The 9,637-nt window shown below is 64.2% G+C and carries 9 protein-coding genes and 1 pseudogene; 2 read left to right on the top strand and 8 right to left on the bottom strand.

Going from position 1 to position 9,637, the window contains the following annotated elements; translation table 11 throughout:
* Positions 1-48: 48 nt before the first annotated feature.
* The 7 genes from AX724_RS09760 to AX724_RS09790 form a co-directional block, all read right to left on the bottom strand.
* The gene (locus AX724_RS09760) at positions 49-1,299 is read right to left on the bottom strand and encodes a capsule biosynthesis protein (protein WP_066765802.1); all 1,251 of its coding nucleotides are present in this window, start codon (positions 1,297-1,299) and stop codon (positions 49-51) included.
* Positions 1,292-2,923, bottom strand: coding sequence for a capsular polysaccharide export protein, LipB/KpsS family (locus tag AX724_RS09765; protein ID WP_066765826.1), 1,632 nt, complete (start codon positions 2,921-2,923; stop codon positions 1,292-1,294). Before AX724_RS09765 ends, AX724_RS09760 begins: the two co-directional genes overlap by 8 nt.
* Before the next feature lie 130 nt (positions 2,924-3,053).
* Positions 3,054-4,349 carry a glycosyltransferase family 4 protein gene (locus AX724_RS09770; protein WP_066765805.1) on the bottom strand — a complete coding sequence of 432 codons (1,296 nt, stop codon included), beginning with the start codon at positions 4,347-4,349 and terminating at the stop codon, positions 3,054-3,056.
* 42 nt (positions 4,350-4,391) lie between these two features.
* Positions 4,392-4,832 (bottom strand): HIT family protein, encoded by a 441-nt coding sequence (locus AX724_RS09775; protein WP_066765807.1) that lies wholly within the window; start codon positions 4,830-4,832, stop codon positions 4,392-4,394.
* A 9-nt stretch (positions 4,833-4,841) separates the two neighbouring features.
* A complete protein-coding gene (locus tag AX724_RS09780) occupies positions 4,842-5,477 on the bottom strand; it encodes a CoA transferase subunit B (protein ID WP_066765810.1) in 636 nt (211 codons plus the stop codon).
* Positions 5,477-6,313, bottom strand: coding sequence for an HAD family acid phosphatase (locus AX724_RS09785; RefSeq protein WP_231736614.1), 837 nt, complete (start codon positions 6,311-6,313; stop codon positions 5,477-5,479). The genes AX724_RS09780 and AX724_RS09785 overlap by 1 nt, the downstream gene beginning before the upstream one ends.
* Positions 6,314-6,420: 107 nt before the next feature.
* Positions 6,421-7,131, bottom strand: a complete 711-nt coding sequence (locus tag AX724_RS09790; RefSeq protein ID WP_066765811.1) for a CoA transferase subunit A — start codon at positions 7,129-7,131, stop codon at positions 6,421-6,423.
* 87 nt (positions 7,132-7,218) lie between these two features.
* Here AX724_RS09790 and AX724_RS09795 point away from each other — a divergent pair, with 87 nt between their 5' ends.
* Entirely contained in the window at positions 7,219-8,103 is an 885-nt protein-coding gene (locus AX724_RS09795; RefSeq protein ID WP_066765813.1) for a LysR family transcriptional regulator, read from the top strand.
* Here AX724_RS09795 and thiS read toward each other — a convergent pair.
* Complete coding sequence (thiS, locus tag AX724_RS09800) at positions 8,096-9,124, bottom strand: sulfur carrier protein ThiS (protein ID WP_082733476.1); 1,029 nt, start codon at positions 9,122-9,124, stop codon at positions 8,096-8,098. The genes AX724_RS09795 and thiS overlap by 8 nt on opposite strands.
* A 304-nt stretch (positions 9,125-9,428) precedes the next feature.
* Between thiS and AX724_RS09805 the strand changes: the two are divergent.
* Positions 9,429-9,626 (top strand): annotated as a pseudogene (locus AX724_RS09805) (acetyl-CoA carboxylase biotin carboxyl carrier protein); the annotation flags it as partial.
* Positions 9,627-9,637 lie beyond the last annotated feature (11 nt).

Genomic DNA, 9,637 nt, shown 5'->3' on the forward strand with positions numbered 1-9,637 from the left:
GGGCGCACGGACGCGTGGGTAAGCCGGGCAATGGGGCCATGCCCCGTGTCAGGATGCGAGGCGATGGACCGTCGGAACAACCGACCGGACCCGCTCTCCCGTCAGCCGCGTGACCGCATTATTGACCAGCATGGCGAGGCCTTCTTCGCTCAACAGGCCGCCGCGTATCAGGCACTGATTGATAAGCACCCGGCGAAAGGCGGAATAGAGCGTCATGTCCGGTGATTGCGGTGCGCGCCAGAACTCATCGAGATCGGAGCATTGGACAATGCCGGGCACCTTGTACACGGCCTCGCCCAGCACCATCACCGGCTTGCCCGCGTTCAGCGACAACGTGCCGACGGTGCTGTTGACGGTCACCACGCCCAGCGAGCGCTCAACCAGCGCGCCGATGTCCCAGTCGGCCAGATAGACGACCCGGTCGTCGACGCCATGCTGCCGCGCCAGACGCGCGGTCAGCCGTTTCCAACTGACGAGGCCGGGATCGAGCGGGTGGCGCTTGACCACCAGATACGTGTCCGCGGGGGCATATTGCGCGAAACTCTTGATCACGAAGCGCAGCGCGGCGCGCATATTGCCGAAGGGCGAATGAACGCGAATCTGATAATCGGAGTTGAGCTGCAGGGGCAAGGTGAAGAAGCGTCTGTCCTTCACGCCTTCCCAAGCGACGGCCGAAGCCTGCCTGTCGCGCGACCGCATCACCAACTTGATGAACCAGGACACGGATTCCAGCAGGAAACTGTGCGGCCGATGGGTGCGGTAAAAGGGGAAGCGCAGCCGCATGATCGTCGAAGCCAGACCATTGCGCATGGTGTTGCGCGCACGCGCGCGGAAGGTGGACGGAATCGCCGGCGCTGCCGGATCGATGTCGGGCAATCCGCGCGCCTGCTCCCGATACCAGTCCGGATCGAGCGGTAGTGTCGAATTGCCGTTCACCCCGTCCTTCTGAAGCGTCAGAAAATCAGGACGGATATAGCCTTCCTCGAAAACATGGACGCGCAGTCCCCGCAGCCGCGCCATACTGTGCGCCGTGGTGTGATAAGGACGACAATCGCCATAGAGGATCAGGTCGGTGACGTTTTCCCTGACGATGAAATCGTCGAAGAACATCGGCCAGTTGTGAAATGTACCGCGATAGTCCGTCGCGCCGTCGCCTGGCCAATCGACCTTGTCGCCGCCGTTGATGTTGATCCGCAGCGCGCCATGGCCCCGCGCGCGAAGCGCTTGCGCCAGCATGGCGAAATAGGGGCCGTGTGGCCCCTGCAGGAACAGAAACGTCTTGCGTACTGGCTTAGCCATGAAGAAACTCGGCGGACAAGGTCATGAATCTTCTTAATTTCCCTTGCAATGCGCGCAACCGGATAAGCGACGTCGCGGACGGTGTGAACCCGTCAGCTAAACGATTGACCATTAATTCCGGTCCACATGGCAGGTTCGTCATCGGGTCAAGATAGCTGGGGTAGAGAATCAAGGCACCGGCGACGAGCTGGTCCAGGCTCAAACGCCGCCCGCGCCGGGCGGGCACCGGCGCCAGATCGCGCGTCAGCCCCCAGCCCGCATAGAAGGGCATACCGTGAACCGTGACGGCGCAGCCGCGCATGAGCGCTTCGAATCCGGTCAGGGACGACAGGACATGCACATCGTCCACCGCTTGCACCAGTTCCATCAGCGGCGCGCCAGTGTCGATCGTGTCGGCCAGCGCCAGCACGGCCGAATCCGGAAGATGCCCCTTGCGATGGCCCGCCTGCACATCCGGGTGCGGCCGATAGATGATCCAGGCATCCGGCTCCGCCCGGCGGACCCGCTCCAGAAAGTCAAGATTGCCGCTGACCCCAGCGCCGCCCAGCTTGACCGACAGATCGTCATCGACCTGCCCCACTGCCAATATCGTTCGCTTGCCAACGGGCAGTTCGATCATGGAGCCGCCGTTTGCGCCATATTTGGTTACGCCGGTCGCGCAAAGCCGCGTGCGCAGGCGGCGGGCGCGGTCCGTCAGCGACTTCGGGAAGGCATGTGTCGCCAGCAGGCTCTCCAGGTCGCTGGCGCGCCCGCCATCATAATAGATGCCCGACCGGTCGATCACGATCGATCCAGGCGGATGCAGGCCAGCGCCAAGACCGCGCGAGCGAATGAAGCCATCCTCCACCCGCACCAGCGGGACATCGGCGCGCGCCGCCTGTTCCGGCAGATCGGCGGATACGCGCGAAGGCCATATCGCCAGCGCTCCGGCCTCCTTGACCGCGCGGCGAAGACCCGGCGCAGCGGACATCATTGGGGGAGATCCTATGCCGTCCCACAGGAACTGGCGGATCGCCTTGCGTTTCCAAAAAGCCATGCCGCTGGCAGCCGCGATGCCCCTGTTCCGGTCGATATGCCGCCGCCAGTCTGCAAGAATCGACAGGGCTTGGATCACATCCACTGGTTCACCGGTGAAACAGTCGCGATAGCGCGCCGCAGCGATGCGCCTGCGCAACCCGTCACTCAGGCTGTCAGGCGCGACCGGCGCGCCGTCCGCGCCGAATACCGGCACGTTGCAGAGGCCGGCGACCAGCGCCAGCTCATCATCCGGATCGGCATGCACCTGGCCGCATTGCGACACCAGCCACCATGGATCGCTCGCCATGGGAAGACGGCGCACGCCGGGCCGGTCGTACCTTGCGCCGGGCATCAGCGCGACATCGTCGGGATCGGTCCCGTCCAGGCCATCGGCTCGCACGACGATCCCGGCACCTATCAGGACAGCGGCGCCGCGCGGCTGCTCTCCCCAGAATGTGCCGCCCACCCGCGCATCGGCGATGGCCGCCAGCACGGCGTCGGTTGCAACGCCAACCTCCGCCGCGTCAGCCGCATCCACGCTGATCGCGGCGGTGTCGGCGGCAACGTCGGGAAAGGGCGGGGAGCGCAAGAAGGGTAGCAGGTTCATCACCCTCGCAGGCGGCTTCGTATCGAACGATGCGGCAGTCCAAATCTGCAATCCGGGACCGACGACATTTCCGTCCCATTCTGCATCGTTACTTCCATGAATAGATGCATGATCCCGGCATCAACAAAGGTCAACCCGCGGAAAGATTGAGTTGCTCCAGCAATTCTTCCACTATGTCGAAATAGAGCCGCCAAGTCGGGGCACGCCAGTGCCGGAGCCGTTCCAGCTGCGCGTCGCGCTCGGGGGAAACCTGCGGTGCATAGCGGTTGATGGCGTGCATCCATCCCAGCCCGTCGAGCGGATCGAGATAGTCCGGCGCGTCCCCCCCCACCTCGCGATGGGCGGAAATATCGCTGCAAATCACCGGCACGCCCGCCGCCAGCGCCTCCACCACCGGCATGCCGAACCCTTCCACGAAGGATGGCATGAGCATCGCCCGCGCGCCGGCCATCAGGGCGTGCATGCGATTGTCCGACACCTCGCCTGCCTCGACTACATGGCCGCGCAGAGCCTCGCCGCGCTCCAATATGTCGATGACATTCTCATTTTCCCAACCGCGCCGGCCGATCAGCACCAGCATAGGCGCAGCGTCGCCCTGCTGTTCGATCAGTCGCCGCCAGACGTTGAGCAGCAACAGATGATTCTTCCGCGGCTCGATGGTGGAGATGTAGACGAAATAGGGCCGGTCCGGCAGATCCTCGCCCTTGGCACCAAAAATGTCCGGCGCATCTGCGCCGAAATGGGCAACGCGGACCACGCGGCCCTCCATGCCGCGCGCCATGTGCGGCGCAAGCGCATCGATCGTAGCCTGGCTGTTGCCGATGATGCCGGCGGCGAAGCTGTCGATCGTCCTTACCCGCTTGCGATGTTCGGCGGCTCCCTGCGGCCGCGCATATTCGGGATGGCTGAGCGGAATGACGTCGTGGACCAATGTCACCAGCCTGGCGCCCTCGGCCCGGAGGATAGCACCCACCTGATCATGGTCGTCCAGGTGGTGCGGCGACACTTGCAAATAGATGCGGGGCCGTGTGGGGCGCGGAACCGGCCGCGGCCGGGTTGCGAACATGTGGCGGATCACCGCCGCCCGCCCTTCCCCCTCGTCATCCAAACCGGCATTGCGCCATTTCGCCGCAGTGAAGGCCAGGAACTGGCGGACAGCGGCGGCATTCAGACGGCCGTAATAGCCGCCGGCCGGGTGCACGGCGGCAAAGGACAGCCGGTCCGGCATCCGCTCCAGCAGTTCGCGGGCATAGATATATTCAACCCGGTCGATGCCCGTGGGCGAAGGGTGGTAGGCGCGCGACAGCAGGCGCGAAACATCAAGGATGACCTCGCTCTCGCCAGCCTGCGTGGTCGGACGCGCGCCGGGACGCTTGCTTTTGAGGGCCAGACGCGCGCCGGGCGCGTTAAAAGGACGTAACACCATGTCAGCGCCTTTGGCACAGGCTCGCGACGAAGCAATCCCGCATCAGAGATATGCGCGAATCTCTTGCGCCAGCGCGTGCAACTGCCCGCCATCCGCCTGCGCTCCTTGCCCATGCGCGACGAAACCCGTGGGATCGCCGGACCAGCGCGGCAGGATATGCACATGCATGTGAAAGATCGTCTGGCCGGCCGGCGCACCATTGAACTGGGCGATCTGGATGCCGTCGGGCTTCAGTGCCTTGCGGATAGCGGTGGCGACCTTCTTCGCGGTCGCCATCACCTGCGCCAGCGCCTCGTCTTCCATATCGAGCAGATTGCGGGCCTTCGACCATTTGGAGATGACCAGCGCATGTCCCTTCGTCTGCGGCATGATGTCGAGGAAGGACAATGTATGCTCGTCCTCATACAGCCGGGTGGAGGGAATCTTGCCCGCAAGGATGAGGGCAAAGACATTCCCCTCATCATAGGTGCCATCGAGGCTCATATACACGACCTAGCTGATATAATGGGCGCTCGTCTTAGCAGCGACTTCTTCGGCCGTCACGCCGGGGGCAAGCTCTACCAGCTTGAACGGGCTGTCATGGTCAGGACGCTGGAATACACACAGATCCGTCACGATCATGTCCACGACATTCTTGCCGGTCAGCGGCAGGGTGCAGGCCGGAATGAATTTGGGGCTGCCGTCCTTGGACGTATGCTCCATCACGACGATGATCTTCTTGACGCCCGCGACCAGGTCCATCGCCCCGCCCATGCCCTTGATCATCTTGCCGGGGATCATCCAGTTGGCGATGTCGCCATTTTCCGCGACCTCCATCGCGCCCAGCACAGTCAGGTCAATATGTCCGCCGCGGATCATGGCGAAGCTGTCGGCGCTGGAGAAATAGGCAGATTGCGGCAATTCGCTGATCGTCTGCTTGCCCGCATTGATGAGGTCGGGATCCTCTTCGCCCTCGTAGGGGAAGGGACCGATGCCCAGCATCCCGTTTTCCGACTGAAGCGTCACTTCCACGCCTGCTGGAATATGGTTCGCCACCAGCGTCGGGATGCCGATGCCGAGGTTGACGTAGAAGCCGTCCTTCAGTTCCTTCGCCGCCCGCGCGGCCATCTCGTCGCGAGTCCAGGGCATCAGTTCTTCCCTCCACCGGCGGGCAACTCCCACCGTTTGTCCATTGGAAACACATCGTCATAGCCGCCCTTCAAGGCGGTGCCATAGACGGGGTTCGGCAGCACGAACCAGCCGCGCCCCCACAATGTCGAAACAGACGTACCGGTCGTCAGCGCCCGCCGCGCCGCCACGGCCTGCCCGGCGACGTTGAACAGATCGGAAAAGTCGCCCAACTGGTCGCCGCCCAGAGCCAGCACGCAATATTTCGCCGCTATGGTCGCGCGTCGCCCATCCTTGCGACTGCCTTGTCCGTCGTCACCGGCAAGGTAGAGCGTCTCGCCATGCACGGCCTCGCCCAGACCAGCCGCGTTGATCGCGCGCGCGGTTGCATCGGCATTTGCGGCGGCGCGGTTGGTGTTGAATATCACCGTCACGCCCATGGCGCGCAGCTTCGCGACACCTTCGGCTGCGCCGGGGACCGCCGCGACCGCGCCCTCGCCCGTCTTCTCCCACGCGTCCCAATCGGCGGCGCTCCAGCCCTTGCCGGTACGGGCATCATGATATTCGAAACCGATGTTGAGCATCACCGTTTCGTCCACGTCGAAGACGGCCGCATAGGGTTTCGCCCCGCAGGGGACGAAACGGGGGGCGGTGAGGCTGGCCCCGTCCGCCAGCACCACGCTCTCGGCGGGCCGTGTCTTCATTTTGTCCGAGACAAAGGCCGTCAACGCGTGCCACGCCTGCACCGAGATCGCCGCTCCTTCGCCCGACCCATAGAGATATTGCATCCCTGCCGGCGGATCGGCCGGCGCGGGCGCGGATGTCGCCACCGGCGGCGTCTGCGCACAGGCGGACAATAAAAGCGCGAATGTTCCCGCGAAAACGGGAGCCCAGATGCGCGGAAACGCAGCGATCCGATCCCTTGCGTTCCTGCCTTCGCAGCAACTCGGCTCCGCTCGAACCATCACGCGGCTTCCCGCGGTCGGGTGGTCCGGAACTCGATCTTCTTCTCATAGGGCGCGCCCACGATCATGCGCTTCACATAGATGCCGGGCAGGTGGATCGCATCGGGATCGAGGCTTCCGGTCGGCACGACTTCCTCGACCTCCGCAACGCAGATTTTGGCCGCGGTCGCCATCGGCTGGTTGAAGTTGCGCGCCGTCTTGCGAAAGATGAGGTTGCCGCTCTCGTCCGCCTTCCAACCCTTGATGATCGCGACGTCGGCAAAAATGCCGCGTTCCAGGATATAATCCTGCCCGTCGAAATTCTTGACTTCCTTGCCCTCGGCCACCTGCGTGCCGACGCCGGTCTTGGTATAGAAACCCGGTATGCCCGCCCCGCCGGCGCGGCAGCGTTCCGCCAGCGTCCCCTGCGGGCAGAATTCGACCTCCAGTTCACCGGCGAGGAACTGGCGCTCAAACTCCTTGTTCTCGCCGACATAGGAAGAAATCATCTTCTTCACCTGCCGCGTGCGCAGCAGCTTGCCTAACCCCTCTCCATCGATCCCCGCATTGTTGGATGCGATGATAAGGTCCTTGACGCCCGAATCGCGAATCGCATCGATCAGCCGCTCGGGAATGCCGCAGAGCCCGAAACCGCCCGCACATAGTTGCATGCCGTCGAACAGCAGCCCATCCAGAGCAGTGGCGGCATCGGGGTAGAGCTTGTTCACCATCGGCCTGCATCCTCCAAAGTCTGGCGAGGGTGTAAGCCCCCGAACCGATCAATACCAATGATTTGTTTTTTCAGCTAAGCACAAACGATGGCTATCAATCGCATCGCCTTCTATCATCTGGAAACATTGCTGTGGATCGCGCGGCTGGGCACTTTTGCCGCCGCCGCCGCGCGTCTGAACACGACGCAGCCCGCCATTTCCGCCCGCGTCCGGGAACTGGAGGGTCATTTGGGCACCGCCCTGTTCCGACGCGAGGGGCGCACCATGGCACTGACCCCGGCGGGCCGCGAACTGGTGCGGGAAAGCGAACCGCTCTGGGCGCGTTTCCAAGGGGTGCTGATGGGATGCAGCGACATTTCCGGCGCGACCGGCGTGGTGCGCATCGGCGCGGGCGAGATTGCGGCGGCAAGTTGCCTGCCGGGCTTCGTCGCGGCCCTGGGACGCGATCTCCCCCGCGTGTCGCTTGAGATCGACATTGCGCTCACCGCCGACCTTATCCAGCAGCTGGCATCCGGACATGCCGACATCGCCTTCGCCGCGGGGCGAGTCGCCCACCCTATGCTGCGCACGATGCCCATTGGCGGCGTTGACCTGCTATGGCTGGCTTCGCCCCTCATCCTTGACTCGATCGGCGGCGACACGCCGATCTGGTCGCTGTCCAACCTCTCGCCGCTCTACCGTATCATGAAGGACGCCATTGCCGCGTCACGGCTCGCCGACTGCCCCGTCAACCTGTGCAACAACGTCCGTGCGATGATCGATATTGTGATGGCGGGCGGCGGCATCGGCATCTTCCCGCAACCGATGGTGCGCCTTCATGTGGCGGAGGGCAGGCTCGCGCCGCTACCGGACTCGCCAGCCATGCCGCAAATCGAATTTCACGCCGCGATCCGCGCGGCGGAAGCCGATCCGCTGATCCTCACCGTCTTCGACCGCGCCAGCCGCCTGGACCTGCGCGCCGCACCTAGATGAGGCCCGCCAGCGGACTGGACGGATCGGCATACATGCGCTTGCCCATCCGCCCCGCGCGATAGGCCATGCGGCCCGCCTCCACGCCTGCCTTCATCGCCGCGGCCATCAGCACCGGGTCCTTCGCTTCGGCGATCGCCGTGTTCATGAGGACGCCGGTGCAGCCAAGCTCCATCGCCTGCGCTGCCTCCGACGCGGTGCCCACGCCTGCATCCACCAGCACAGGCAGCCTGGTGCCCTCCACGATCAGGCGGATGGTGACCCGGTTCTGGATGCCCAGACCCGATCCGATCGGCGCGCCCAGCGGCATGATCGCCACCGCGCCCGCATCCTCCAGACGTTTGGCCGCGATCGGATCGTCGACGCAATAGACCATGGGCTTGAAACCTTCCTTGGCCAATATCTCTGTGGCGCGCAGCGTCTCGACCATGTCGGGATAGAGGGTGCGCGCCTCGCCCAGCACCTCCAGCTTGACGAGGTCCCAGCCGCCCGCCTCACGCGCCAGCCGCAGCGTGCGGATCGCATCCTCCCCCGTGAAGCAGCCCGCCGTGTTGGGAAGGTAAGTGACCTTCTTCGGGTCGATATAGTCGGTCAGCATCGGGGCCTTGGGGTCGCTCACATTCACGCGCCGCACCGCGACGGTGACGATTTCCGCGCCGGACGCGGCCAGCGCTGCCGCATTCTGCTCGAAGCTCTTATATTTGCCTGTTCCCACGATCAGTCGGGAACGGAAGGTCTTGCCCGCCACCGTCCAGCTGTCGTCATCCGCCGGCGACACATCCCCACCGCCCCCGGCGACCGGATGGTCGCCACCGCCAACGAAATGCACGATCTCCAGCTCGTCGCCATCCTCCACCTTCACCTGGGCCAGGGTCGATCGCGGGACCACCTCCAGATTGCGCTCTACCGCCACCTTTTCCGGCACGAAGCCCAGTTCGCTCGCCAGATCGGCCAGCGTCAGTCCGTCGCGGACACGACGATGCTCGCCATTGATGCGGATGGAAAGGGTGCCGTCTATGCTCACGATGCGTGTCCCGATTGACGAAGGCGTCTCGACGTGCCGAGACAGGAAAGGCTAAAGATCGTCGCGCATATAGGAGCGGGGTCGCCCCGGTCGCAACCGCAGAAGGGGACAGCTTTTGGGCGACGCACGCAGAATCTATGTTCTTGACGGCTCCAACATCGACATGCTGGGCACGCGCGAGCCGGATCTGGAAGCAGCTCTGGAACTTTAGCCTTGGTCGGCCCGGCGCACGAAAGTTGCGCTTTGGCGCAAATGCGCATAGGCGCGGCGATCGGAAACGATATTCACCGTTCAGGGACTTCATATGAACGAAAAGCATGACAAGGGCGCGATGCAGGTGGATGTGCAACTGGTGCGGGATCTCGCCGCGCTGCTCGACGACACCAACCTGACCGAGATTGAGGTGGAGGATGGCGACCGGAAAATCCGCGTCGCGCGCAAGGCCGGCGCTGCCCCTGCCGCCGTCTATGCGCCCGCCCCCGTCGTCGCGCCCGGTTCGGCGGCGAGGTAGGC

Origin of the sequence: Sphingobium sp. CCH11-B1 (assembly GCF_001556865.1) — a bacterium.
Taxonomy (GTDB): domain Bacteria; phylum Pseudomonadota; class Alphaproteobacteria; order Sphingomonadales; family Sphingomonadaceae; genus Sphingobium.

Excerpts from the sequence above, each read along its gene's own strand:
- AX724_RS09775 (WP_066765807.1), bottom strand. The coding sequence starts at position 4,832 with ATGAGCCTCGATGGCACCTATGATGAGGGGAATGTCTTTGCCCTCATC.
- AX724_RS09770 (WP_066765805.1), bottom strand. The coding sequence starts at position 4,349 with ATGGTGTTACGTCCTTTTAACGCGCCCGGCGCGCGTCTGGCCCTCAAA.
- AX724_RS09790 (WP_066765811.1), bottom strand. The coding sequence starts at position 7,131 with ATGGTGAACAAGCTCTACCCCGATGCCGCCACTGCTCTGGATGGGCTG.
- AX724_RS09760 (WP_066765802.1), bottom strand. The coding sequence starts at position 1,299 with ATGGCTAAGCCAGTACGCAAGACGTTTCTGTTCCTGCAGGGGCCACAC.
- AX724_RS09780 (WP_066765810.1), bottom strand. The coding sequence starts at position 5,477 with ATGCCCTGGACTCGCGACGAGATGGCCGCGCGGGCGGCGAAGGAACTG.
- AX724_RS09765 (WP_066765826.1), bottom strand. The coding sequence starts at position 2,923 with ATGAACCTGCTACCCTTCTTGCGCTCCCCGCCCTTTCCCGACGTTGCC.
- AX724_RS09795 (WP_066765813.1), top strand. The coding sequence starts at position 7,219 with ATGGCTATCAATCGCATCGCCTTCTATCATCTGGAAACATTGCTGTGG.